The following is a 26,325-nucleotide window of genomic DNA, read 5'->3' as shown; positions in this document are numbered from 1 at the left end:
GCAGACCCCGGAAGAGGCCATGGCCCAGGAAATGGCCGATTACGCAAAACGTGTTGCTCTTGATTCTTGAGACCGCTAGCTGTCGCTGCAAATGCACCACCACCGCGCCGAGCACTGGATTGTGGTGTCCGGCACTGCACGCGTGACGTGTGAGGACAAGGTTTTCTTGATGTCCGAAGACGAGTCGACGTATATCCCACTCGGGCATAAACATCGGCTTGACAATCCCGGAAAAATGCCACTTGAGCTTATCGAGGTGCAAACCGGCAGCTATCTTGGTGAGGATGACATCGTGCGGTTTGAGGATATTTACGGACGTTGAACGCTCATTAGTTCCAGCTCACTTTTAACTGAAGCAATGACTTTAAAAGTTGCCGTTGTACACGACTGGCTTGTGACTTACGCCGGAGCGGAGAAAGTACTAGAACAAATTCTTGCGTGTTACCCGCAAGCGGATTTGTTCTCTGTCATTGATTTCCTTGACGACGCCGCGAGGGCAAAGCTTGGGGGTAAACACGCAAAGACTACTTTCATCCAGCGGCTGCCCTGGGCCAAGACAAAATACAGGACATATTTGCCGTTGATGCCGATTGCAATTGAGCAGCTTGACCTCTCCGGCTACGACGTCGTCATTTCCAGTTCGCACGCAGTTGCAAAGGGCGTCATCACGGGACCGGATCAAACGCATGTCTGTTATATCCACTCCCCGATCCGCTATGCCTGGGACTTACAGCATCAGTATCTAAAGGAATCACACCTCGAAAAGGGCGTGATGAGCATACTGGCTCGATTTATACTTCATAAAATTAGAATATGGGACATTCGCTCAGCACATGGCGTCGACGTCTTTGTCAGTAATTCAAAATTCATTAGTCGGCGCGTAAAAAAGTTTTATGGCCGAAAAAGTTCCGTTATATACCCGCCGGTTGACACAGACAATTTCACTATAGAAAAAAACAAGAAGGATTACTTTCTAACAGCATCACGGATGGTGCCGTATAAGAAGATTCCCATGATTATAGAAGCTTTCTCCCTTCTTCCTGACAAACAACTCGTTGTCATTGGTGACGGCCCAGAAATGGAAAACGTCAAGAGCAAAGCGGGCAAGAATATTCATATTCTGGGATATCAACCATTCGATGTATTGCGACAGCACATGCAGGACGCTCGTGCCTTCGTATTTGCGGCTGAAGAAGATTTCGGCATTGTCCCTGTTGAAGCTCAGGCATGCGGCACTCCCGTCATCGCATTCGGCCGAGGCGGAGCTGTCGAAACGGTTGTGACTGGAGAGCAAAACCCAACCGGCGTGCTCTTCGAAGAGCAGACGGCCGAATCCCTTGCAGCGGCTATAGAGGCTTTTGATGCGAAGCGCCTTAGTTTTCTCCCTGAAAATTGCCGGCGGAATGCTGAACGCTTCTCAATTTCCGCTTTCAAACATAACCTAATAAACGCAATTAATGAGGCGATCGCTACTCGAAGCATTAACCCAAGCTCTGACTAGCTGTCACATCCCGGAGGCTTGCATAGATGCTAGACAGCCACGGCTCGCGTAGCGACGCGCGGCGCACGCGCGAAGAACCCCCAAGGCATCATCTCGGGAAACAGCACAGCCGAAAAACCTTTATGCTCCCAGCACCAGCCATCGCCATGCCTTTTGGAGATAATATTCGTGATTATAAATAAAAAAAAACTGCGATCCCTCACAAGAATTTTTGCAAAAAAATCCTACAGATTGGTTATGTTTCCAGGAGACAAAGCTCTCACATTGCATAAGATTACCACATTTTTCCACAATGCAAAAATGAAACGATTGGCACTATTTGTCAGTCAATTTTCAAGGTTCCTCACAGGAATCGAAATTGAGCCCGGCGCCATCGTCTCCGAAAAAACTATTTTTAGTCATGGAATGGGAGCCGTGATCGGTTTTAGCTCTATCATTGGGGATAATGTGATAATCCGTCACGGAGTGACTCTAGGCGCAGGAAAAATTCGCCCACTGGATGATAGGCGAATTCATCCAAAAATCGAGAGCTTCTGCTCAATAGGTGCTGGCGCAGTCATTCTTGGCCCCATAACCATTGGCCACCATTCGGTTATTGGCGCGAACTCCGTCGTAACTAAAGATGTCGCGCCCTATTCAGTTGTAGCAGGCGTCCCTGCAAAGTTCATACGATCCGTAGAAAATCCACAGAAAATGCCATGGGCATTCTAATTAAAAATAACCAAGGATGACAAATCTTTACAGCGCCATCGGAAAGAGCATGCTATCTCGCTATGTCGTTTATGCATGCAATGCAATTTCTTTGATGGTCCTTACTCGACTATTTAACCCTGAAATATTCGGAGTCGTTGCCGCCACGCTAACGATAGTTACTTTATTCCAAATGGTTGCAGAGGGCGGACTTAGCCCCACAATTATTAATTTGCAAGATTTAGAAGTTAGAAACCGCAATGGCATCTTTGGCTTAAGCTTGTTAATCGCTGGAGCACTAGCCATAACGATGCAGCTCTTGGCGCCAGCGCTTGCCCACTTCTACAACATGCCACAAGTTCGCCAAATCGTACCCTATGTCGCCTTTGCCCTCTTCGCCAACACCGCCGCCGTACTACCGCTTGCGCAATTACAACGCCAGCAATATTTCAAGCGGATCGCACAAGCCGGAATTATCGCCGAGATCGGCTCGTTGGGCTCGACACTAACTGCCTATTTCTACCTGCCAGCGCTCCATGCCTATGCACTATATTTTCCCAGTAAAGCTGCTCTAAATTTCTTGACGAATTGGTACTACAGCAAAGAAACCGAATTCGGCCGCCCTATTCCCGGGGCTCATTTCTCAGCCATCAAGCCACTACTCAACACCACAGGATTTCAACTAGGTTTCAATTTTGTAAACTACTTTTCAAGAAACTTAGACAGCATATTAGTAGGAAAATATTTGGGGGCGAACATGCTTGGCGTTTACGATAGATCATACAGACTTATGCGCTACCCTCTACTAATTCTGACCTTCGCAATGACTCCGGCGATACAGCCTGCATTGCGAGGCATCATTCATGATAAAAATACAGTGAGTCGACTGCATCGTGATTTAGCTTTCAAGCTTTCTGTCGCAGGATCTCTAGCCGCAGTCGGTGTATATTTTTTTGCGAAATACATTGTACTAATTGCCTTCGGAAATCAATGGCTATCCGTTGTCCCCATCGTAAAATTACTAGCACTCATAATTCCAGTGCAAACAATACTTTCCACTAGCGGCAGTTTTTTCCAAGCATTTAACCGCACTGATCTGATGTTTTCTACTGGCATCACATGGACTATATTTAATGTGGCCGCCATAACCTTTGGTATATGGAAAGGAAGTTTAGAAGCGCTTTGCTGGAGCTTATTTTTTTCATTTCACGTAAATTTTCTCCAAATCTACTATATAATGCATAAAAATATACTCGAAGGTAATTATATTTTATTCTTAAAAAGCGTCTGGCCATTCATTATCACCACATCTATCCTTGCTTCTATTTCAGCAATGAACTTTTCTTTCTAATACCTTCTCGTTTGCCGGAGCGATTCATTACTCAAAACAAGGAAACGTCGACAATCTACGTCCATTATTCGCAAGGTGCACCTCTAACGTTCGTCGCGACAAACCCCGCAAGGAGACCCCAAGGTGTGCCCGCCAAGAGATAAAATGAATCATTCGCCGAATGCGCGGCGTTGACCGCCCGTAGAACTTTCCATGGCCACAAAAATTAAGTGGTCACTGTAGATCAAGTACCGCAAAGATCCGCCCGCAGGGCCAAGCAAAAATCAGCTAATCCGAAAATTATGGCCTTATCAACACAAACCTCCCGCACGGCCCCTCTAGCGACATGAAGATCGCCATCCTAAACAACCTCTATGCCCCTTATCAGAAAGGAGGGGCGGAGCTTTCCGTCGAGATGTTGGCACGCGGACTTGTCCGGCACGGCGACGATGTTTCCGTCGTCACACTGCATGAGTCTGACCGCATTACGCAGGAGGAACGAGACGGAGTGTCTGTGTGGCGCTTACCGCTCCGCAATATTTACTGGCCGTTTGGAGATACCAAGGCCACACAGACTGAGCGTCTCCGCTGGCACCTGAGCGACATATACAATCGCACGGCAGCGCGAGACATCAATGAAGTGCTGAGCGCCATCTCACCGGACATTGTCCACACCAACAATCTCTCCGGCTTCTCCGTCTCTGCTTGGAAAGCTGCCAAGCATCGAAAGATCCCTCTGGTGCACACCGCGCGCGACTACTACCTGCTACACCCGAACTCGACACTATTTACGAACGGCACCATCCAAAATGAAGCCGGATTCACGGCCAGGGCATGGTCGCTCGTAAAAAAACTGAGGTCATCACACGTCGCCCATTTTGTAGGCATCAGCCAGTACGTGGTCGATATTCATCGCCGCAACGGTTATTTCCCAACCGCAAGCACGAGTGTGATCTTCAACTCGGTCGAGATGCCGGCTGCTGCGCCTAGATCCGCGTTCGTCGCCGGCACTCAACCGACCTACGGATATATCGGCCGGCTTGATCCATCCAAAGGCCTAGGAGTGCTACTCGATGCAATACGTCAGTTCCCCACCTCGCGTCTGTTGATTGCCGGCTCCGGCAATCCAGAATACGTATCTCATCTAAAAAACAGCCCGCCGGCCAATGTGGAGTTCTTGGGACGGAAAAGCCCCACAGATTTTTTCAGTATGATCGACATTCTTATCGTACCGTCCACGTGGGCCGAGCCGCTGGGCCGCGTGGTACTCGAAGCCTATGCTCACGGGGTCCCAGTTGTCGCCTCACGCATCGGAGGCCTCGCCGACGTGGTATGGGAAGGTGAAACCGGAGTTCAATTTGAACTCACAAGCACTCACTCCTCCAAATCGCTCTCTGATGGAATTAAAAGGATTGCCGCCATGGATTTCCCGGTGATGTCGCGGCTGTGCCTTAAGCATGCAGCGCTATTCACGATTGACGCCGTGTCTCAAAGCTATCAGCGAGTGTTTCAAGAGCTCGTTGAATGACATCGACCGCCAGCCTTTCAGGGAATCCTGTGAGTAAATTCATCTCAGCAATGAGACTTAAAGGCTTTCACGCCCGGATTATTCTTTCAATCCTCTACGGCGAAAAAGTATTCCCCATTTCATTTCCGTTCAAGATATTACGGAAACTTATCAACCAGGCTATTTACCATTGCGAAATACACCCTGACTCGTTCATCTCATCCGATGCCATTCTCACACTGCGCCTACCGCATCCATTTCTTATTATCGTGCACCGAAAAGTGCAAATTGGGCGCAATGTCACCTTGTTCCATAACGTGACGCTAGGCAACAGAGAGCATGGGCACTCTGGTTACCCTATCGTGGAGGACAACGCCTACGTGGGAACGGGAGCGGTTATTTTGGGCGCGGTAACTCTCGGCCATAGCGCAACTGTCGGCGCTATGGCACTCGTCTTGTCCGACGTAAACCCAGGGCAGCGCGCTGTAGGTCTTCACCGGCGCTGATGGATGATACCAAACCTATATAACTCGCAAAAATTAGATGACAATTTTCTTCGACCAACGTTGGGACGATGCAACGGGAATTGGCCGCTTTTGTCGCGAAGTTAAACAGCGTCTGCCGGAGCTAATCGACATGCCATTAACGGGCAATCCAGCTGCTCCTGCCGATGTTCTTCGCATGACTTGGTTTATGCTGCGACAGCCTGATAGCCTTGCCATATCTCCTGGCTACAATGCGCCATTCTTTTCACTGAATAGATACGTGCTGACAGTACATGATCTAAACCACTTAGACCTTCCCGATAACTCCGATTGGCGGAAACGCCTTTATTACCGCCTCATTCTCCGTCGTGCCTGTCGCAAAGCGGCAAAGGTACTCACTGTTTCCGAATTTTCGCGCCGGCGAATCATCGACTGGGCCGGCACCTCGGAAGATCAGGTAATCTGCGTCGGCAATGGTGTGTCGGAAATTTTTCTGCAAGGGGAACAGAATGACGTCTCTCGCCCTGCGGACGATGGCTTCCTTTTTTGTGTGGGAAATCGCAAAAAGCACAAAAATGAAAAGATGGCTATCGCAGCGCTGGCTGCACTACAAGAATATCCGCGATTGCAACTGATTTTCAGTGGCTCCCCGTCTGACGAATTGCTGCGCGAAGCCGTAAGGCTTAATGTTGCCCCTCGCATCCAGTTCACGGGAAAACTAAGCGAAGAGCAGCTACGAGATTATTACTGCCGAGCCGCGGTGCTTGTATTTCCTTCGCGCTACGAAGGCTTCGGGCTGCCCGCTGTTGAAGCTATGGCAGTAGGGTGCCCAGTCATTGCCTCGAACACAACGGCGCTGGGCGAAATAGTGGGGGGGGCCGGAGCTCTTATTCTACCGGATCAGCCATGGACGTTAGTAAGTAGTTTAAAAGTAATTCTAAATTCACCAGCACGAAGAAAGGAGCTTCAGTCCCTTGGGCACGACAGAGCAAGAAAATATTCCTGGGACAATGTCGCAGGCAGAATAAAAAAAGAACTAAGCGTGATCAATTAACACGCACCAGATAAACCGGCAGCGGCCCGACCTCCTGGGATAATTTCCCATTAACATATAGCTCAGAACGTCGACCGTCCCAATCATATTTAATATATTTCCCAGCAGGAACATCGATACGCTCATTAGCTTTTTCTGCCACAGCCCCTTCTCTCCAATATGCGAATACCTTCTCGCCCGTCTCGTGAGAATAAAATTCATCAAGATGAACGCCTGTCGAGCTAACAGAACCGTTCACCCAAATCTTGCTACCGATCATTCGGAGAAAAACTGCCAACGCAGCAAGGGAGGGCTTTGGCGAAACCGCAGCGGTGATTAGACCAAAATTTTGCTCCTTACTGTTTAAGTCCCTTCCATCATCCTGCAGGTCATACCAGTTTACTAGCCTTGCCAAATCGTATTTTTTTTCCATCAAATAAAAGTGGCTCAGCGCGACTGCCTGAAAAAGTCCGCTAGGCACCGATTTATATTTTGATATGGATGGCCAGCCAATCTCAGATATCCATAAATTAAGACCATCTTGCTTCACCCTTAATAATCTTTCACTCAAAGATTTTACGTTTACATAGTCGCTAGAATCAGTGTATTTCTTATGGTGATAACCAATTTCAGGCAACTCGAACCCCATATACGGATGAATACTAACTGCGTCTACAGGCACCCGTTTCTTTTGAATGGCATCAATACAATCACCTAAAACGCCCCCTGCCACCCACCCACCACCGCATCCTATCAGACTTACATTACCCGTTTGTAACTGTCTCGCCCGATCAGCGACTATTCTCAGAACACTCAAATAATCCGAGATGGTCATGCCTTTTATATTTTGTGGCTCATTAAGAATTTCCCAGGCATAAACCTCATTCTTATATTTTTTCACCGCCTCCTCAAGAAAATCCGAAAGCAGGCCCGCTTTTTCCTGACAACTCGGGCCCCAGCTATTCCTGCACCCTCCGGAAGCTGCAGGAGTGATGGTGGCAAGAACCTTAAGCCCTTCTCTGTGCGCTTTTTCTATATATTCCGACTTTATATTTTCCGCTTTCGGCTCGTCGCCTGAGTTCCAAATAATTTGATCTCGAATACCTGAGAATCCTATAAGCCTTGCAAGGCTAATTAAATAGTCAGTTCTGCCATTTTTCCTGAGATGTGTTTGTACAAAGTATTCCTTGGAAAATGCCGCTTCCTCAAGTTTCGGCAAGACAACCAAAGCGGCATCAATACTACTTGAAGCGGTGAATATGCGGGTCTTATAGTATCCAAAGTTTTCGAACGGGAGCGAGAGCAATATTCCACAGCCACTCTTTTTGGGTTTTATTTTTTTAATCCCCATTCCTTCTTCTTGCAGAGCGGCATTAAAATAGCTTATTTCCACCCGCAAAATTTCGGTCGACTTTTCACCGCAAATTACTATGTTTTTATTTCCCGTACCTTCGCTAATTAAATCGCTATCCGCATAAGAGACAGATGCCGCTTCAGCCATCATGTGATAGGAAATAAGAATTAATACTGCCGCCGAAACGAGCGCTTTCTTCATGAATTCCGCTCCAAATCATTGATTAACGCATTGCTACTTGCTGTTGCGCAAAAGTTGAAGGGAGCGCTCGATTTGAATCCGCCTCCGTGCGAAGCACACCCCCAGAGCAGGAAAGACCCATATAAACATAGAATATGCAGGCGCAACTGATAGCAACGCCGCCATAGTAAATAAGGTTCCCGTAAAGAAGGGAGATATGTCAGGATCAATCCGCTTTGCCTTTAAAATAATCCTGAATATGTATAAGAAAAGAAGCATCATTGAAATAAAACCAACCGCCCCTAAGTCTGACATCACAGAAACATAGGAATTCTGAGGAAAAGACCCAGGCCCAAGAGTTTCGCCGAAGACTCTGATTGGAATCTTGTACTCGTATGCGTGCATAAAGAATATGCTGGCGCCCGGGCCAACACCGGATATAGGGTAGTCTTTAAATATCTCTAACCCTAAAGCTGCTGTGTACGCCCGAAACTCACCGGAATCCAAGGTTGTATCGGGGACTGCGAAAAAATTTCCAATTTTATTAACGAACGCATACTGAACCACATCCCCGAGTCCAAAATATATTACAACCATTAAACATATAGCCGCCGCAAGAACTAGAACGAACAAGCTTCTTGCTCGAGAGATCATCCCCTTTCCCCATTGAGATGAAATTAAGGCTGCAATAAAAAACCCTACCAAGGCGCTAGAAAACGTTATAAGCAGACATATCGTCGAGAATGCAATGAGGTAACGGCCCAAGGCTTTTCCGAAATATCTTCGAAAGTGATAGGTAAAAAGCAGGACCCAGCCTTGGTAGAGTACGTAAAAGCTCGGCTCTTGACTAAAACCAGACGCTCTTAGTCCATATGTCATTTTTCCGACATTCTGAAGCCAAGACGGTAGGATCTGGACAGGCGTCGGAACATGAAAGATTCCGTTAAGGACTGATGCACATATCGCATACCAACCAACGATGTGCCCCATCCAAACGATCGACTTTATTACACGCTTTTTATTTTCATATAACCACAATGACTTTGATATTTCCGTAAAAGAAATCCAACACAACGCGAAATAAAGCAAGGGCACAGCGGTAGCGGCCTCGTAGCTGTATCGGAAGTCGCCCCTATTTCCGTAAATATCGTAATAGCCATGGATGTTATGTCGCCAGCCGATCCAAAAAAAAGAGAACGATATCATTGGGGCGGCAACGAAGAAAATTAAAGAATAAAGCTCCTTTTGCCTAAAAATCGATCCGTCGTAAAAGGCCAACAAAAAAAGCGCGATTGCAAGTAGCTCGTAGACCTTGAACGACCCACCAATTCTTATTACTGGAAACTGCTGAAATCCAATGAGCGCTACGATCAGTAAAATTAGCGTAGTCCTTATGCCCACCTGTCGTGCGCTTTGCATTTTAAATTTCTTTTTATTTCAAGTATCAGCGGACATATTGACCGGTCGATGGTGCTACGCAATGACTGGCGATTTCAGCCGGCCGAAATTTTATTCTTCGTTACTACCTAACTTCGGACTTATACCTGCTTTTATATGAATAACTATACGTATTGTAGTAGCTATAACCGCCGCCAGCGGCACCAACTTGATTAAATATGACTCCTCGGATTTGGACTCCCGCCTGACGGAACCTCCGCAATGATTCATCAATACTCCGCATCGGATGCTCTCCCTCCTTTAATATTAGGAAAACACAGCCGGCTGATCGACCAATAATGCTGGCATCAGCCACGGGCAGGATGGGCGGCGTATCGATAATAACGAGGTCGTATTCATGTGAAAGCTGCTGCAGCAACGCTGTGAAGCGATCATGCATCAGCAATTCGGCGGGATTCGGGGGAGTTGTCCCATTTGCCAGCAAGGTCAGGCCCTTCACCTGTGTTGGCTTGAGTACAGCAGGCAGCTCAACGTCTCCGGCAATGTAGTCACTCAGCCCTGGTGCGGCGGCAGCACCAACGTATTTATGCAGATGACCACGTCGCAAGTCACCGTCAATTACCACGACCCTTTTCCCGCCTTGCGCCAGCACGCAAGCCAAATTGATGGACACAAATGACTTGCCGAGACCGGGTGTTGGGCCAGACAGTGCAATCAAATTATTCCCTGCTTCCAGCAGTGCAAATTGCAGAGATGTCCGCAGACTGCGCAGCGCCTCGACAGCCACATTATCTGGTTCTAGCGCAGCCAGAATATGGCTTCCTGGAGCTTTGGCGCGCGCAGCTCGAGCCAAGCGCTTCTGGCCAGCCGAGTACGGCACGGCAGCATAGGTCGAAAGCCCAAGAGCGCGCTCGATCTCATCCGGGCGATCAACGCCGCGAAACAGTGCTCGTCTCAGGAATAGCCACGCCGTACCCAGTATCAGCCCCAAGACGATGCTTAATGCCACGACCAGCGTAAACTTTGGCTTTACCGGCTTGCGGGGTGTCAACGGCTCATCAATGATGCGCACATTGCCGACGGTACCCGCCTTCGCCACTTGAAGCTGCTGACTGGAGTTCAGTAGTGTCGTATAAAGCTGTTCGTTAACCTCCAAATCCCGCATCAGGCTCAGCACTTCCTGCTGTGTCGACGGCAGTGCCTGTGAGCGTTTCTTGATGTCCGCTTCTTCTGCATCCAGGTTCTTGATCTGGGCATCGAGCGCCTGAACTACGGGGTGCTGCGCCGTAAATCGCTGCAAGGCCTGTTCTTTCTGTGCAACCAGCTGCAGTCGTTGAGTTTCCAGATCCACGGCCTGCTGCAGGATAAGATCGGTTTCCTTCGTGACGTTGACCGATCCTCGCTGCACTTGGTAGGCATTCAATTTGGCTTGCGCTGCGTCTACTCGCTCCTTGATTTCCGGCAGCTGCTGCTTCAGGAAGTTGAGTGATTGCTGCGCTTCGGCAGAGCGGCGCTGCACGTTCTGCCGTACATAAGCGTCTTCAATCTGCTGGACGACGGCAGCCACGTAAGACGGAGAGGGGCCATCCGCAGTCAAGCCAATGATGCCGGACTGCTTCCCCTGTTCAACGATCTGCAGCTGATTCCGTAGATTTCGAAGCACGTCCTCCATCGCCCATTTGACGACGACAAAGCAGGTGTCCGGGCGCGCCCTTAAATCCTGCACAAAGATCTTCAGCGGGCCGTCCGCAGTTGGTGCCTGAGCCTCCACACCGACTCGACCATCCTTGATCACAATGTTGTCGTTAGCGTCGCGCAGCACGAACCTGTCCGCACCGATCGCCGTGAGCGTGAATTTCGCATCGAGCAGTGTCGCCGGCACGTCAAACTTCGTGACAGTGATCGATTCCCCGCCCCAGGCGTAGCTTTTTAGGCCCAATAGCGGCGCAACCGGTGCCTGCGCATTGGCGTGCTTTCTTGCCACGAACTGACCGAACAATGGCAAGTATTTCGGCTGGGCGTCGATTTCCAAGTTCAGCGCCTTGATGACCGCTCCCAGCACCATCTGGCTCTGCAGAATCTGAATTTCCGATTCTGTTTCGGTTGGCGCTCCGAGCATCGCGCTCAGGGTGCCCAAGGCAGCTGCGTCCGCGGTCGGACTCTGTGAGTCCTGCTCAACCTGTACCAGGCCGATAGTCTCGTAGACGGGAGCCGCGGCAATGTAGTACAGCGCTCCAAGTACAGCGAACGCGGCGACAAAAGCCGCCAGGATGTATCGCCCCGCCCATACGGAGGCCAGAAGCTGCGCTAAATCAACCTCATCTTCATCTCTAACGGAAGCGACAGGGTCCGTATAAGCAGCTGCTGAAGAACGCTCTAGGGTCATGGACGGTTACACCGCGGGAACATTTGAGGAAACGCAGAGGGTATCGGCACTGCGCGTAAAGTTCATGTCACTTCCAAAATTTTGAAGCCTTAATTTCACAGCTACCGCCATACGCCCTGGTTGTGCAAACAATAGTGCCGGAGGGAGAGGCCGCACATACCGCCTCAAAGCCTGCACAGTCCTGCGACATACCAATACCAGCTCACTGGCCATCATCGCGCTCGCGAGGCCAACCTACGATTCGCGGAGCATCGCGAATCTCTTCTCGGCATTGACGCAATTTCGCTGCCGGGCCACTCCAGCCTCCGCCCACGTCTGGCGCTCCCGCTCATTGAACGCCTGCGAGCGAATTCGCTATTCGCATGCCGCGCAGTCCCACCCTCATCACCAGATGACGCGCAATGCTTGGCGCGCCACCGGGATCGCATTGCCCAATAGCTAGTTCGGGGCCTCAGAAGGATTTGAATCATTTTTACGTCTGGCGTCCGCGATGATCGAACGGAAGGAGCGAAGCTCCCGTCTACCTTCTGGAATCCCAGCATAGATTGCAAAGAACGAAGCCGTAAATGCCAATGCGGAAACCAAGACCTTAAGCGCCGTGGCCGTCGTATCGGAAAGCAGCGCGACACTGCCGTAGCTGATGGCACCAGCGGCCAGACTGGTACAGGCCGGCATTGCAACTGAACGGAAGAAGTCACTCACACGGACCGGCGTTCCCCTGAACAGAAGGGCAAGGGAGAAGTACAGCAATGTGTAATTCACAATGGCGTATGCATATGCGACACCGATTGCTCCCCACCTCACGCCGATTGCAAACCCCACCACGACGCACGCGGCATTGACGATGCCCCAGTAGAAATATCGTCTTGAGTATCCGCTGCTGAGCAGTACGAGGCCACGTAAGCTGGCGACCGGCTGTATAAATGCGCTCAGGGCCAATGCCTGGAAGATCGGAGCGGCCCCCATCCATTGCTCTCCAAGCGCAAGACGGATGACGATATCGGAGTTGACGGCCATATAGGTCGTTAGTGGCATCGACAGAAATGCAAGCAACGACGCGATCTTGACGAAAAATCTCCGATAAGACACCGCGTCAGCGCGCAGGCGGCTTAGCGCCGGATAAGCAACTGCATTGATCGGGGTCCGAAGATTGGCGATCGGCAGCATCAGCAACTGATAGGCCCGGCTGTACAAACCGAGCGCATCGGCACCCCATACACGCCCGATCAGGATGTTGTCGAAATTACGATGAAAGTAATTAACAATTTCAAAGCCCGTTACATGTGCTCCGAAACCAACGATGGAGCGAATTTCAGCATCCCGGCGCGGCAAGCCTGGTCGAAACCCCGATGTCACGACGTATATTGCGGATGTCACCATCGCACCTGCAATCGTGCCAATGGCCAACGCCCAATAGCCAAAGCCCGCTAGTGCCAATACACAGGAAACAATGAGCGTTGTAACAACCCCGAGCACATCTGCAGTCACCTTGCTCGAGAAACGCATCTCCCTTTGAAGAAGCGCCGAGTGCTGCGCTCCGATGCTGCTGGCAAGAAATGTCAACGACAGGACTGCAGTCACCGCGCGCAGTTCCGGGCGTCCATAGAACCAGGCGACAAGTGGTGAAGCTGCCACGACAATCAAGCTCAATACCAACCCCGCCATCACGTTCAACCAGAAGAGGTTCGTCATCTGACCGTGGGTCAGACCCGCTCTCTGGATGGATGCAGCGGAAATCCCTAGATCGCGAAAAAGATTTGCAAATGCTGTAAATGCGAGCACCATGGAAATAACGCCGAAGTCCGTCGGCGACAATAGCCGCGACAAGATCAGCGTGGATGCCACATTCGCCAATAGCGAGATCGCCTGCCCGGACAGGGTAACCATGCCGCCGCGCACGGATTTGCGCTTGATATCGGCAACTTGATCGGCTGAGTTCATCAATTCGTTAGGCGAGAGTCTGCAAGCTCTTTTCAGGGAGCGGGGCGCTTTTACAAAGCGCTCTTTTTGGCAATTTTTGAGCGCCTAAACCGGTCTTTATCAGCGGGCGACAGACCGATATTGAGAATGATACGCATCACCGGCGGCGCCGTAATAGCCGGCCTTGCCGGATCGCGCTCCAACTTGGTTGAACACCACACCACGGATTTTGACGCCCGCCTGGACCAATCGACGAGTGGACTCTTCCACCACGCGCATCGGATGCTCGCCCTCTTTCAGCACGAGCAACGTCGATCCTGCCAAACGCCCGATCACGCTCGCGTCGGTGACTGGTAACACGGGCGGGGAGTCGATGATCACGATGTCGAACTGATTCGATGCTCGCTCTATCAATTCTGAAAAGCGCTCATGAAGCAGCAATTCCGATGGGTTCGGGGGCGTGGTCCCATTCGTAATAATCGTTAGTCCATCTACCGTCGTCGATCGGGCTAAGCTGTCCCACGAGGCGTCGCTCGCAATATAGTCGCTGAGTCCGGGCACGGCCTCTTGCCCGATGTACTGGTGGAGATAGCCTCGTCGTAAATCACCGTCGATGACCACCACCCGCTTGCCACTCATAGCCAATATTGCGCCGAGATTGATCGACACGAATGACTTGCCCAGTCCCGGTGTCGGCCCGGTGAACATCAGCACGTTATTCTGAGCTTCCAAAAGGGCGAACTGCAGCGAGGTCCGCAGGCTTCGAAGAGCTTCAATCGCCACATTCTCGGGCTCCAGCGCCGCGAGAATTCCGCCGGTTCCCTTTGTCCGACGCCTGCCGATGCCCATGCGTCGCTGGACGTCGGTATAGGGGATGGCCGCATATGTCACCAACCCCAACGCTTCCTCAACCTCACTCGGCTGACTGACGCCTGTCGACACCGCCATCCGGACGAGCAAATAGCCGCAGCCAAGAAATGCCCCGAGAAACGCGCAGATCGCCATGACCAAAGCCGGCTTGGGCTTGGCCGGCTGGTCGGGGGGCAGTGGATAATCGATGATGCGAGCACTGCCGACGGTGCCGGCCTTGGTGACCTGTAGCTCCTGCGTAGAGTTCAAGAGCGCCGTGTACAGCTGCGTATTGACGTTCAGATCGCGCATCAAGCTCAGAACTTCTTGCTGCGTCGACGGCAACCCTTCTGTTCGCCTTTTTATATTGGCCTGCTCTTTCTCAATACTCTTAATTTGAGCATCCAATGCCTGAACCGCCGGATGCTCTGGGGTAAAGCGATTTAGTGCCTCTTCCCGCTGGCCGATAAGCTCTAAACGCTTGGTCTCCAGGTCCACGGACTGCTGCAGGACCAGCTCGGTTTCTTTCGTTACATTTACCGAGCCCTTCTTCATCTGATAGGCATTCAATTTGGCCTGGGCGGCATCCACTCGGCCTTTCACCTCAGGTAATTGCTTCTTCAGGAAGTCGAGAGACTGTTGCGCCTCTGCCGAATGCTGCTCAACGTTCTGGCGCACATAAACATCTTCTATGTGTTGAACGATGGACGATACGTAGTGTGGACTCGGGCCTTCAACATCTAAGCCAATCATTCCAGACTGCTTTCCTTGCTCGCTGATTTCAATGTTGTTCAGCAAACGCTTCAGGACGTCCTGGAGTCGCCAATGAATCAGATCAAACCTGGCGCCAGGATTTGCCCGCAGCTCCTGAACGAATAATGTAATCAGCTCGCCGTTCAAACGGCCCTGAACCGCTGCGCCGACTTTACCGAGCAGGACTTTTTCTCCATCTGGCCCGATCAGCTGGAACTCATCGTTCCCCAACGCGCGCAGCGTAAATGACGCCCCCTTCATGTCCGCTGGAACATCAAACTGCGTCACAACGGCCCGCTCGCCGCCCCAAGCAAAGCTGTCAAGTCCGAAAAGTGGGGCCTCGAGTTCATCACCGTCGGTCCTTTGTCTTGCCACAAAGGCGCCGAAAAAAGGGAAGTAATGGGGCTGTACATCAATCTGCAACTTAAGCTGCTCGATTACCTTGGTCAGCACCATGCGACTCTGCAGAATCTGAATTTCTGCTTCGGTCTCCATAGGTGCGCCCAGCATGGAGCCAAACGCGCCCATCGCCGGCGCAATTCCGGCATTTCCGCCGTCCTGCTCTATCTGCACGAGGCCGTCTGCCTCGAATACGGGCGCAGCGCCGATGAGATACAGCACCCCGGCCAAGCATGCCGCCGCTATGGCCACTGCCAAAATATGCTTGCCCGACCATAGCAACGACAACAGCTCGGTCAGATCGATTTCATCCGTATCGTCATCACTGCTGGAGCGCGTACGAATGGCCGACAGACGATAATCTGTATTCATCCGACGCTTCGCTCAATCAGTCAGCCTATCGATTTGATAGACCGTTGAGATTGTCGGAAGCATCTGGTTAATGACCAGATTGTATTGGGCAAATTTCGTCGCCTTCACATACACGACATCGCGCGACTGCAGGTCAAACTCGCCCGCCAGCAGGAATCCCTGCGGTGAAGACAGATCGAGGGTGTAGATCTGAGCGGGGTCACCCACTTTCACGGGGCGGCGGAACACCAACACACCGGAGTCGTTCGCGGTGGTCTGCGCCAAGCCACCCGACTTGGTCAGCGCTTCCGTCAGCGTCATCTGCTGCTGCCCCAAAGGCAGTGCTCCGCGCTTGTCGACTTGTCCCAATACAAATACCTGATCGTTGTAACTGTCCGGAACCTGGACGATGTCGCCTGCCTCCAAAAGCGGGTTGATGGCGACATGGGAGCCGGAAAGCAGCGCCGCGAGATCAATGTGATAGGTCTGACCGTCGCGAATCAGGATGGCAGTCCGCCGGCTGGCCGTTTCAGCCAATCCCCCGCGCTCGTCAATCGCTTCCAGCAACCCCTTGACCGTGTCATCGATGGTCACCGTCCCAGGGTTCTTGACCTCGCCAGTCACCTGAATCCGGTCTGCGCGAAACGCCACGACGCGCACGTCAACTTGAGGGTTCGCGATATACGTTTTGAGCTTATCCGTCAGTTCGGCACGGACCTGCTCCGCCGTTTTTCCAGCGGCTTGGATAATCCCTGCATAAGGGTAGAACATCATGCCGTCGGCAGACACGAGCTGGCCGGCCGACACAGGATCACGCGTGACTGCGCCGATCGGATTTGTGAGCTCTGGATGGTCCCACACAATGATCTGCAGCACATCACCCGGCCCGATGACATATTTCGGCGGCGGCGCGGTGACATTAGCCGGCGTCAAGTCCGCGTATTCGGGGCGGCGAGTTGCCTGCTGAGTGGCCTGCTCGAGTATGGTTTCCGGCGTTACGGGAATCACCCGGTACGGCACCGCCACGTCCGGCTGGCTATCGCCCACACTGACATTCAGGCCAGGAACCAGGATACAGCCACTCAAGAGCACCGCCATTGCCGCAAACCCGCCATGCAGCGCGACCTTCATTAAACGCATTTAAGACCTCTGGATATTCGCGATTGCCAGGCGCAGCAATACGGCCACGCTCCCCGTGGCGCATTGTACATAGTCAGTGGGGAGTGTCAGCCGAAGCAGTTAGTACGCTTTCTTATCGCCCTGCAGCGCACGCATAACCGTCAGCACAATCAGCTTCAAGTCAAGCCAGAAACTGACGTTTCGGCAGTAGAAAAGATCGAAGCGGATACGGTGGTTCATTTCTCGAACCCGGCGGGTTTCACCCCGGCAGCCCGAAACCTGCGCCAAGCCCGAAACCCCAGGCTTCACTGCCGTGCGCTGGTCATATGCGGGAATCAGGTCGCGAAACATGGCGTCAAGCTCAGCCACGTGCGGACGAGGCCCGATGACAGACATGTTGCCGAGCAACACGTTGATGAATTGCGGGACTTCGTCCAAGTTGGTGCGGCGCAGTAGATTGCCGACGCGCGTGATGCGGCTGTCCCCTTTGGACGCCTGTACGAAGCCGGCATCCGGCCGGTGCTCCATTGTCCGGAACTTCCAACAGACGAAAGTCTTGCCTTCCAGGCCGACGCGACGCTGGCGAAAGAACACGGGGCCAGCACTATCAAGTCGGATCGCTAACCCAACGAGCGGATATAGCCAACTGCCCACTAGCGTAAGGAACGTCAACGAAAAGGCGATATCGAAGACGCGCTTGCCTGCACGCTCGTAAAAACGGGGCTCCGGAAGCGGCAGAGTCCGGCCTGCTGCTCCAATAGGAATGACATTGGCATGGCCTTCCGAGCGCGACGGCATGACCTGCACTGAAGCAGCCGCCGCGGTGGGCTGGAAGCTGCGCGGCTCCGCTGCCGCGCGCACTGAAAACCGATCAACCGCCGGGCCGCCTTTCATAACCCCCTTCCCTCTCGCAGCGTCCGATGGAACGAAGCTGCAGCCTTGATGAATTGTTTGCTGGGCATACTGCTCACTTTTGGTTCAACCAGCACGCAGCGCACCGTTAATGAGCGCGCACTTTATACCGGTTCCGTCATGGTGCAAAGCAGCATGAAGCGTGCCACAGATCGTTACATTTAAATGTGACGAACTGCTCAAACGCCCAGCTTTGAGGACAGATACCGACTCGCAGCTGAATATTTGCTTCGCCATCCTTAGCAATTACCCCTACAGAGCATCTTGCCGAGCAAGGGCGCGCTGCCCCACCCCCCAAATTAGGTGCGGTTGCACCGTCAATCGGTCGCTGTCGGGCATTGACGACTTAACGGAGCAGCAAGAGGCCTAGAGAAAAGCCGGCGCAGAGGCCGGCCAAACTCGCCCAGATCGCGAAGACATAGCGGCGCTTGATCCGCCATGAGCCAGCTTCATCGTCGTAGTACCTCATCGCAATCTCCGGCATTTTCAATTTGTGAGCAAATATTGGTCCAAAAGTCAATCAGCCAATACCTATGTATCGGTAGTCCATTTTCCTCTAAGTAGGGCGGCGATTGCCTCTAAGTGAGGCGGCTGTCACATCGAAGGACAATTCGCAGGCTGGAAAGCGCAGATAAGGATGAGTTCCGCTAGAGGCTGCCGCTAAAAAGACCGCGCAGCGCTTGCACTCAGCACCAGCACGCACGCCCTCATTGAGGCCAGCAATAAAGGCCGCCGGCCAGCAGCCCCGCTGGCGGCCTCAACACGAGAGGGCGAGACTTTGGGCTACGGCAGCTCGTCGATTTCCTTTTCCTTGGGCGGCAGCATGTCTTCACGAGAAATGCCCAAGGCGACGGCGATGTTGGTCGAGACGTAGATCGACGAGTAGGTGGCGACGATGACGCCCACAATCAGTGCAACAGAGAAGCTGTGCACGGTAGAGCCGCCGAGCGTGAGCAGCGCGGTCAGCACCAGCAGGGTCGTCATGTGGGTGATGACGGAGCGCAGCAGGGTCTGGTTGACTGAGAGGTTGACCACGTCCAGCACGTCGGCGCGGCGCTCGCCGATGAGGTTTTCGCGGATGCGGTCGAAGATGACGATGGTTTCGTTGTTGGAATAACCGATCAGCGCCAGGATGGCCGCCAGGGTCGTGACGTCGAATTCGACCTGAAAGACCGACAGGAAGCCCAGCACCATCAGGGCGTCATGCACCAGCGCGGCGATCGCGCCGATCGAGAACTTCCACTGGAAGCGGAACATGATGTAGGCGGCGATGCCCATGAACGCGAACAGCAGCGCCAAGCCGCCTTTGCTGAACAGTTCGTCGCCGATTTCAGGGCCGACGAAGTCGATGCGGCGCAGCGTGATGTTGTCGTTCGACGCATGCAGGGCGTCAATGATTTGCGTGCTGACTTGCGCGGTGGTTTCCTTGCCTGCAGGAGGCAGGCGGATCAGCACGACCGACGACGCACCAAAATATTGCACGACTGCCTTGTCGTAACCCGCGTCGCCGAGATCCTTGCGCACCGTGTCGAGTTCGACTGTCTTCGGGAAACCGACTTCGACGAGCACGCCGCCGGTGAAGTCGATGCCGAAGTTGAGGCCGCGAACCGCGACCAGGACGATCGCCGCAATGGTCAGGATGGTCGACGCCGTCAGGCCCACCTTGCGCTGGGCCATGAAGTTGATCTTGGGAACACGGGCGAAGAATTTCATCGGCGGATTCAGCCAGTCAGATTCGATTGTGCTGCGTCATGGCAGCGCGTGTGGTGTGTGCGTGCCTCGATACACCGCCTGCGGCGGCACTCGGCATGAACGGGGTGGTGGAAACCGCAAGCCAAAACGGCCCAGCCGTTCTCCCCGAGTGCGGGGCTGAAAGCCCCGTGTATCGAGGGGTCCCTGAAACTGCGGGGTTCGGGCATGCCTCGAGACACCGACTGCGGCGGCACTCCGCATGAACGGGATGGTGGAAACCGCAAGCCAAACCGGCCCAGCCGTTCTCCCCGAGTGCGGGACTGAAAGCCCCGTGTATCGAGGGGCCTCTGAAGCTGCGGGCTCCGAGCGTGCCTCGATACACCGCCTGCGGTGGTACTCGGCATGAACGGGGTGGTGGAAACCGCAAGCCAAGCCAGCCCTGCCGTTCTCCCCGAGTGCGGGGCTGAAAGCCCCGTGTATCGAGGGGTCTCTGAAGCTGCGGGGTTCGGGCGTGCCTCGATATACCGCGCGTTGCACGGCACTTGGCGTGAACGGTTTGGGGCGTGCTGAAGCCGAATGACCCGGGACTCGGCGCCGCTTTCCGGCACCCACCTCCCCCAACCCCTCCCCCGCACACGGGCGGAGGGGAGTAACGCTGCAAGGCCCGCTTCGCCATCAGGGCACAGCGGAGCAGCGCCCGCGCAAAGCCCTCTCCGCCGGCGGGGCGGAGAGGGTTGGGTGAGGTGGGGTGCGTGACGCTCCGGATACGGCTGGAAGGAAGGGCGACGCTTTCCGGCGCCCACCTCCCCCAGCCCCTCCCCCCGCACGCGGGCGGAGGGGAGTTGGCTCAGCGCAAAACCCGCAGTGCCGTGGCCCTCCGCGCCGGCGAGGCGGAGATGGTTGGGCAAGGTGCGGTGCGCAGCGGACAGCATCAGGCTCACCAGATCGGCACGTTCTTCAACGGGCGCTTGGCGAAGCACAGCTGCGCCAGCGCGCGCGAACCGACGATCGCGGTGAACTGCGAGGTGATGATGCCGATCGCCAGGGTTACGGCGAAGCCCTTGACAGGGCCGGCGCCGAGCGCGAACAGCACCACCGTGCCGATCAGCACTGTGACGTTGGCGTCGGCGATGGTCAGAAACGCTCGCTCGTAGCCCGCTTCAATGGCGCTGTGCGGCTTGGCGCCGTTACGCAATTCTTCGCGAATACGTTCGTAAATCAGCACGTTGGCGTCGACCGCGATGCCCATGTGCAGGACCACGCCGGCGATGCCCGGCATCGTCAGCGTCGCCTGGATCACCGACAGCACGGCAACCAGCAGCAGCAGGTTCAGCAGCAACGCGCTGACGGCGAACAGGCCGAAAACACGGTAGTACAGCACCATGAACACGGCGACCAACGCCAGGCCCAGTGCCGCGGCGGTGAAGCCCTGACGGATGTTGTCGGCGCCCAGGCTCGGGCCCACCGTACGTTCCTCGACGATGTCGACCGGTGCGGCCAGCGCGCCGGCCTTGAGCAGCAGCGCCAGCTTGTGCGCTTCCTGGCTGGTCAGGCCGGTGGTCTGGAAGCGCTTGCCGAACACGCCGCGAATGGTCGCAACGCTGATGACTTCCTCGACCTCGCGATGCTCGCGGATCGCCTCGCCCTTGGCGTTGTAGTTGGTGACGACCTGCCGCTCCTTGAACAGCACCGCCATCGGCTTACCGACGTTCTTCTGCGTGAACTCGAACATGCGCTTGGCGGCGCCGGCATCGAGCGTGACGCTGACCGCCGGGCTGCCATCCTGGTCGACCGTCGAGGCGGCATCGACCAGATTGTCGCCGCCGGCGATGACTTCGCGCTTGAGCAGCACCGGCTGGTGCGTATCACGCATATAAAACAGCTCCGTGCCCGCCGGCACGGCGCCGGTCGCGGCGGCCGTCTGTGCGTCGCCGTCCGCGACCGCGCGGTATTCCAGCGTTGCGGTCGCGCCAAGCAGGTCCTTGACGCGCGTGGTGTCCTGCACGCCGGGCAGCTGCACGACGATGCGATTCTGCCCCTGGCGCTGCACCAACGGCTCGGCAACACCAAGCTGATTGACGCGATTACGCAACGTCGTCAGGTTCTGCTGCACGGCGAAGTCGACGATGCGCTTGGCTTCCGCATCCGACAGCTGGATCTGCAGCTCCAGCGGATTGTCCGGCGGCGTCGTCAGCTTGTACTCGGTGAATTCCTTGCTGATGGCATTGCGCGCAGCGTCCAGGCGCTCGCTGTCGGCGAACGTCAGAATGCCGGCGGTGTCCGTCTCGCGACGACCCGTATAGCGGATGTCGTCCTTGCGCAGCAGCGCCGGCACGTCCTGCAGAATGCGGTCGACAGCCTTCTTGCGCACATCGTCGATGTCGACTTCCAGCAAGAAGTGCACACCACCACGCAGATCCAGGCCGAGGTTCATTGGCTTGGCGCCGATGTCACGCAGCCAAGTCGGCGTCTTCGACGCGAGGTTGAGCGCCACGACGTAGCTCGATCCCAGCGCCTGCTTCAGCTCGTCCGCAGCCTTGAGCTGCGTATCCGAAGACGGCATGCGAACCACCCACTGGCCGCCTTCGACCTCGCTCGACTTCGGCGTCAGATCGGCAGATTTGAGCGCCGCCGCCACCTTGTCGCCAAGGTCGCTCGGCAGCGGGTCACCGTTTTCCAGTGAGATCTGCACCGACGGGTCGTCGCCGTATAGGTTCGGCGCCGCGTACACGAGGCCAAACAGCAGCGCCACGATCAGCAGCGCATATTTCCAGGTCGAATAGGGTTTCATCGTCTTTTCGGGTCCCGTTCCGCGGGAGGCCAGAGCCGGCCAGCTTTACTGCGCTTTGAGCGTGCCCTTCGGCAGCACACCGGTGACGGCCGAACGCTGCACCTTGACCTGCACGTTGTCGGCAATCTCGATGGTCATGTAGTTCTCGCCCAGACCGACAACCTTGCCGGCCATGCCGCCGGTGGTCACGACTTCGTCGCCCTTGGCAATCTTGGCCAGCATCTCGCGATGCTCGCGATTGCGCTTGCTCTGCGGACGGATCAGCAGGAAGTAGAACAGCGGGATCATCACCAGCAACGGCCAGAATGCGCCCAGAAGGCTCTGCGGCGACGTCGGGCTTGCAGCGGTGCTCGCAGCCTGCGCGAAGGCGGGGCTGATCAGGAAATCCAACACGTAGAACTCCAATACGCGGCTAACGGAGCGCGCGATTATGCCGCATGTTCCGCGCGCCCGCCGCCGGCTGAGGAAATGCCCCGGCAATCGGCGGCGGCTGACAACGACCGACATGCGTCCCCGGCGTTTCTGACAGGCGGCACCGTCACGCAGTTCCCATATCGGCAAGATGTAGCCATGGGGATCAGCAAGCAGACGGAGCGTGCACGCGTAATGCGGCGCGAGATGACCGACGCGGAAAGGCGGCTGTGGCATGCGCTGCGCGGAGCCCGGTTGCCGTGGAAAGTGAGGCGCCAGCATCCGATTGGGGCACATATCGCGGACTTCGCGATCCCGGCGCGCAAGCTGATCATCGAGGTCGACGGTGGGCAACACGGCTGGCTTCGGAGTGAAGACGAGGCACGCAGTGCCGCATTGGCTGCGCGCGGCTATCGCGTCATTCGCTTCTGGAACGATCAGGTATTGCGGGAACTCGACAGCGTCATGGAGGAAATCGGGCGGGCACTCGGCGCGGATTGCACGGGCAGTGACAACGACACGGACGGCTAACGCTTTCCGGCGCCCACCTCCCCCAGCCCCTCCCCCCGCACGCGGGCGGAGGGAGTTTGACCCGTGAGGGCCGAGACGAAAGCCGGCAACTTCGATTCCGGGACACCGTCGAAAGGCCCTTTCCGCCAGCGGCGGTGGTGAGGGTTGGGTGACATGGGGGTGTGACGTTCCGGATGCAGCCGGAAGCATCGGTCACGCTTTCCGGCGCCCACCTCCCCTGGCCCCTCCCCCCGCAAGCGGGCGGAGGGGAGTTTGACCCGCGAGGGCCGAAACGAGAGCCGGCAACTTCGATTCCGGGATGCTGTCGAAGAGCCCTCTCCGCCAGCGGGGCGGTGAGGGTTGGGTGACATGGGGGTGTGACGTTCCGGATGCAGCCGGAAGCATCCGTCACGCTTTCCGGCGCCCACCTCCCCCAGCCCCTCCCCCCGCACGCGGGCGGAGGGGAGTTTGACCCGCGAGGGCCGAAACGAGAGCCAGCAACTTCGATTCCGGGATGCCGTCGAAAAGCCCTCTCCGCCAGCGGGGCGGAGAGGGTTTGGGTGAGGTGGGGTGCATGACGTTCCGGACGCAGCCGAAAGCATCGGTCACGCTTTCCGGCACCCACCTCCCCTGGCCCCTCCCCCCACAAGCGGGCGGAGGGGAGTTTGACCCGCGAGGGCCGAAACGAGAGCCAGCAACTTCGATTCCGGGATGCCGTCGAAGAGCCCTCTCCGCCAGCGGGGCGGAGAGGGTTGGGTGAGGTGGGGTGCGCGACGCGCGAGATGCGGCCGAAAACGTCAGCCGCCGACGGTCTTGCGCCCGATCGATTCGTAATAAAAGCCCGCGTCCGCCACCGCCTTCGGCGCATAGAGGTTGCGGCCGTCGAAGATTGCCGGCGTGCGCAGCAACTTCTTGATGGCGGCGAAGTCCGGGCTGCGGAACACCGCCCACTCGGTCACGATCGCCAGCACGTCGGCGCCCTCGCAGGCCACTTCCGGCGATGGGACCAGCGCCAGATCGTCGCGCTCGCCGTAGATCGCGCGCGTGGTTTCCATCGCCACCGGGTCATGCGCGCGCACCTTGCCGCCGGCGGCCCAGATGGCCTCCATCAGTACGCGGCTCGGCGCTTCGCGCATGTCGTCGGTATTCGGCTTGAAGGCCAATCCCCACAACGCAATGGTCTTGCCGGAAAGGTCGCCCAGATAGGCCTGGATCCGGTCGAAAAGAACATGTTTCTGATGGTCGTTTGCAGCCTCGACGGCCGTCAGCACCTGCAGCGTCTGACCGTATTCGTGACCGGTGCGCACCAGGGCCTTGACGTCCTTGGGAAAACACGAGCCGCCGTAACCACAGCCGGCGTACAGAAACTGGAAGCCGATGCGCGGGTCGGAACCGATGCCACGGCGCACGCTCTCGATGTCCGCACCGACCTTCTCGGCCAGCAGCGCCAGCTCGTTCATGAAGCTGATGCGCGTCGCCAGCATGGCGTTGGCGGCGTACTTGGTCAGTTCCGCCGACTGCACGTCCATCGCCATGACGCGGTCGTGATTGCGATTGAACGGCGCGTACAGCGCGCGCATCAGCTCGAGCGGACGCGGACTGTCGGTGCCGACGATGATGCGGTCCGGGCGCATGAAGTCCTCCACCGCCGCGCCTTCCTTGAGGAATTCGGGGTTGGAGACCACGTCGTACGGCACATCGACGCCACGGCCGGCGAGCGTGGAGCCGAGCGCCTCGCGCACCTTGGCCGAGGTGCCGACCGGCACCGTCGACTTGGTGCAGACCACGCGGTAATCGGTCATGTATTGGCCAATCGTGCGCGCCACCGCCAGCACGTACTGCAGGTCGGCCGAACCGTCCTCCTGCGGCGGGGTGCCAACCGCGATGAAGATGATCTCGCCATGGGCAACGCCGTCTGCGGCGCTGGTGGTGAAATCCAAACGTCCCGCTTTTGCGTTGCGCACCAGAAGGTCGTCAACGCCCGGCTCGTAGAACGGGCAGTGACCTGCCTTCAGTGTCTCGATTTTCTTGGCGTCCACGTCTACGCAGACGACGTGATTGCCGACATCCGCAAGACAAGCGGCCGTAACGAGGCCGACGTAACCCGAACCGAAAACGGTGACTTTCATAGAACCCGAAAAATTGTCTGAGCGTATGGAGGTCCGCAGCGCCCTGCCTGCGGCGCACCGGAGTGTAGCCGATGAATTCGATCCGCAATGGGAATCGCCGCACACAAGCGAAACCCGTGCCGCACCGGATACGTTCCGTCGCCGCCATGCCTGTAGATATACAAGGAACGGTGAAGGCGACAATGACGTATGGCTCGTGCCTAACGGCGCCTACCTCTCTCGCCCCCTCCCCGCAAGCGGGCGGAGGGGAGTTGGATTGTGCGTATGAAGCGAAAGCTACCGATTGAACGCCCGGCGCGCACTACCCGAAGAGCCCTCTCCGCCAGCGGGGCGGAGAGGGTTTGGGTGAGGTGGGGTACGTGACGGTCCGGATGTGACTGGAAGGCACAACGACACCTTCCGGCACCCACCTCCCCCGGCCCCTCCCCCCGCACGCGGGCGGAGGGGAGTTGGGTTGGTGCGTACCGAGGCGGAAGCTACCAATTCAACGCTGAGTGCGCACTACCCGAAAAGCCCTCTCCGCCAGCGGGGCGGAGAGGGTTGGGTGAGGTGGGGTACGTGACGGTCCGGATGTGGCTGGAAGGCACAGCGACACCTTCCGGCGCCCACCTCCCCCAGCCCCTCC

The 26,325-nt window shown here is 55.6% G+C and carries 18 protein-coding genes and 1 pseudogene; 8 read left to right on the top strand and 11 right to left on the bottom strand.

Annotation, left to right across the window (positions count from 1 at the left end; translation table 11 throughout):
- Positions 1-79 precede the first annotated feature (79 nt).
- The 7 genes and pseudogenes from G7Y82_RS06165 to G7Y82_RS06135 all read left to right on the top strand — a co-directional run.
- Positions 80-322 (top strand): annotated as a pseudogene (locus tag G7Y82_RS06165) (cupin domain-containing protein); the annotation flags it as partial.
- Between the two features lie 36 nt (positions 323-358).
- Positions 359-1,501 carry a glycosyltransferase family 4 protein gene (locus G7Y82_RS06160; protein WP_168147117.1) on the top strand — a complete coding sequence of 381 codons (1,143 nt, stop codon included), beginning with the start codon at positions 359-361 and terminating at the stop codon, positions 1,499-1,501.
- Between the two features lie 168 nt (positions 1,502-1,669).
- Positions 1,670-2,212, top strand: a complete 543-nt coding sequence (gene epsC / locus G7Y82_RS21870; protein WP_206370367.1) for a serine O-acetyltransferase EpsC — start codon at positions 1,670-1,672, stop codon at positions 2,210-2,212.
- Between the two features lie 49 nt (positions 2,213-2,261).
- The gene (locus G7Y82_RS06150) at positions 2,262-3,542 is read left to right on the top strand and encodes an oligosaccharide flippase family protein (RefSeq protein WP_168147116.1); all 1,281 of its coding nucleotides are present in this window, start codon (positions 2,262-2,264) and stop codon (positions 3,540-3,542) included.
- Positions 3,543-3,867: 325 nt separating this feature from the next.
- Complete coding sequence (locus G7Y82_RS06145; protein ID WP_168147115.1) at positions 3,868-5,049, top strand: glycosyltransferase family 4 protein; 1,182 nt, start codon at positions 3,868-3,870, stop codon at positions 5,047-5,049.
- Positions 5,046-5,534 carry an LbetaH domain-containing protein gene (locus G7Y82_RS06140; protein ID WP_168147114.1) on the top strand — a complete coding sequence of 163 codons (489 nt, stop codon included), beginning with the start codon at positions 5,046-5,048 and terminating at the stop codon, positions 5,532-5,534. Before G7Y82_RS06145 ends, G7Y82_RS06140 begins: the two co-directional genes overlap by 4 nt.
- A gap of 37 nt (positions 5,535-5,571) precedes the next feature.
- A complete protein-coding gene (locus G7Y82_RS06135) occupies positions 5,572-6,567 on the top strand; it encodes a glycosyltransferase family 4 protein (protein WP_168147113.1) in 996 nt (331 codons plus the stop codon).
- Here the strand turns inward: G7Y82_RS06135 and G7Y82_RS06130 are convergent.
- The 10 genes from G7Y82_RS06130 to yajC all read right to left on the bottom strand — a co-directional run bounded on the left by G7Y82_RS06130 (position 6,560) and on the right by yajC (position 23,043).
- Positions 6,560-8,101, bottom strand: coding sequence for a hypothetical protein (locus G7Y82_RS06130; RefSeq protein ID WP_168147112.1), 1,542 nt, complete (start codon positions 8,099-8,101; stop codon positions 6,560-6,562). The two genes, G7Y82_RS06135 and G7Y82_RS06130, sit on opposite strands and share 8 nt — an antisense overlap.
- Positions 8,102-8,134: 33 nt before the next feature.
- Positions 8,135-9,499 (bottom strand): O-antigen ligase family protein, encoded by a 1,365-nt coding sequence (locus tag G7Y82_RS06125; RefSeq protein WP_168147111.1) that lies wholly within the window; start codon positions 9,497-9,499, stop codon positions 8,135-8,137.
- 103 nt (positions 9,500-9,602) lie between these two features.
- Positions 9,603-11,864 carry a polysaccharide biosynthesis tyrosine autokinase gene (locus G7Y82_RS06120; RefSeq protein WP_168147110.1) on the bottom strand — a complete coding sequence of 754 codons (2,262 nt, stop codon included), beginning with the start codon at positions 11,862-11,864 and terminating at the stop codon, positions 9,603-9,605.
- A 438-nt stretch (positions 11,865-12,302) separates the two neighbouring features.
- Positions 12,303-13,805: a lipopolysaccharide biosynthesis protein gene (locus G7Y82_RS06115; protein ID WP_168147109.1), complete on the bottom strand. Its 1,503-nt coding sequence runs from the start codon at positions 13,803-13,805 to the stop codon at positions 12,303-12,305.
- Between the two features lie 99 nt (positions 13,806-13,904).
- Positions 13,905-16,157 carry a polysaccharide biosynthesis tyrosine autokinase gene (locus G7Y82_RS06110; protein WP_168147108.1) on the bottom strand — a complete coding sequence of 751 codons (2,253 nt, stop codon included), beginning with the start codon at positions 16,155-16,157 and terminating at the stop codon, positions 13,905-13,907.
- Between the two features lie 12 nt (positions 16,158-16,169).
- A complete protein-coding gene (locus tag G7Y82_RS06105; RefSeq protein WP_168147107.1) occupies positions 16,170-17,276 on the bottom strand; it encodes a polysaccharide biosynthesis/export family protein in 1,107 nt (368 codons plus the stop codon).
- A 99-nt stretch (positions 17,277-17,375) separates the two neighbouring features.
- Positions 17,376-18,149 (bottom strand): sugar transferase, encoded by a 774-nt coding sequence (locus G7Y82_RS06100; RefSeq protein ID WP_168147106.1) that lies wholly within the window; start codon positions 18,147-18,149, stop codon positions 17,376-17,378.
- 801 nt (positions 18,150-18,950) lie between these two features.
- Complete coding sequence (secF, locus tag G7Y82_RS06095; protein WP_168147105.1) at positions 18,951-19,880, bottom strand: protein translocase subunit SecF; 930 nt, start codon at positions 19,878-19,880, stop codon at positions 18,951-18,953.
- Positions 19,881-20,796: 916 nt separating this feature from the next.
- The gene (gene secD / locus G7Y82_RS06090) at positions 20,797-22,650 is read right to left on the bottom strand and encodes a protein translocase subunit SecD (protein ID WP_168147104.1); all 1,854 of its coding nucleotides are present in this window, start codon (positions 22,648-22,650) and stop codon (positions 20,797-20,799) included.
- Positions 22,651-22,695: 45 nt separating this feature from the next.
- On the bottom strand, positions 22,696-23,043 hold the full coding sequence (gene yajC, locus G7Y82_RS06085) for a preprotein translocase subunit YajC (RefSeq protein WP_366515621.1): 348 nt from the start codon (positions 23,041-23,043) through the stop codon (positions 22,696-22,698).
- Positions 23,044-23,220: 177 nt separating this feature from the next.
- Here yajC and G7Y82_RS06080 point away from each other — a divergent pair, with 177 nt between their 5' ends.
- The gene (locus tag G7Y82_RS06080; protein ID WP_168147102.1) at positions 23,221-23,592 is read left to right on the top strand and encodes an endonuclease domain-containing protein; all 372 of its coding nucleotides are present in this window, start codon (positions 23,221-23,223) and stop codon (positions 23,590-23,592) included.
- A 776-nt stretch (positions 23,593-24,368) separates the two neighbouring features.
- On the opposite strand, the gene G7Y82_RS06075 is transcribed toward G7Y82_RS06080, so the two are convergent.
- Positions 24,369-25,700, bottom strand: a complete 1,332-nt coding sequence (locus G7Y82_RS06075; protein ID WP_168147101.1) for a UDP-glucose dehydrogenase family protein — start codon at positions 25,698-25,700, stop codon at positions 24,369-24,371.
- Positions 25,701-26,325 lie beyond the last annotated feature (625 nt).

It is taken from the genome of Solimonas marina, assembly GCF_012241385.1.
Taxonomy (GTDB): domain Bacteria; phylum Pseudomonadota; class Gammaproteobacteria; order Nevskiales; family Nevskiaceae; genus Solimonas; species Solimonas marina.
Note: the sequence above shows the minus strand (reverse complement) of the source record. Positions and strands in the feature narration are given on the sequence as shown.